Here is a 618-nt window from a genome sequence, read left to right as displayed (position 1 = left end):
TGTTTTCTGGATTATGTGTTCTACGTAGCACATCAGTTATCGATCGCTGGCTGTGCGAAGCCGATCGATTCGATCCCCGAGTGCCACCTTGATTGAGAGCGGATTCGGGACTCGCCTTCGTGTTGGTTCCAAGGCGTGTACGTCGGCGTATTCAATGAGCGCATCAGCGACGGTTGTCTGCCCGGCCTGTTCGGCCGCGTACTCGTCAGCTGTGTGGATTCGTCGACGGGCAAGCCAAAACCCGATAAGAACCACTCCAAGTGAGAGTCCGAGTAACGGCCACTGTGGTCCGATACCGATGACGGACGCGATGAGTGCGATACTCGCAACGAGGACAGTACCAAGCCTGATCTCGAAAACATGAGTCCGGAGTTTCCCTGCCTCGATTGCAAGCAGCGCAGTGGCTGTTTCATCGTCGAATACATCGAGAAATGTACTTGTGACGAAGAGGCGTCGGTAGGTCGGTGGCCCGCGAACGATTGTACTCGCCGTTTCTTCGTTTTCAGTATCGAGGATTCGGGCGTCTCGAACGCTGAGACCGGCCCGTGAACAGAGTTGTTCCAGTCTCTCGGCACGTTCTCCAGTTGGTGTCGCCGTCGAACGAAGTAGCGGGATTAC

At 55.5% G+C, this 618-nt stretch carries 1 pseudogene; it reads right to left on the bottom strand.

Going from position 1 to position 618, the window contains the following annotated elements:
• Window positions 1-36: 36 nt before the first annotated feature.
• Window positions 37-618, bottom strand: a pseudogene (locus DVK07_RS20555) (peptidase); the annotation flags it as partial.

This window comes from Halorubrum sp. Atlit-26R (genome assembly GCF_003666015.1).
In the GTDB taxonomy this organism is placed as follows: Archaea; Halobacteriota; Halobacteria; order Halobacteriales; family Haloferacaceae; genus Halorubrum.
Note: the sequence above shows the minus strand (reverse complement) of the source record. Positions and strands in the feature narration are given on the sequence as shown.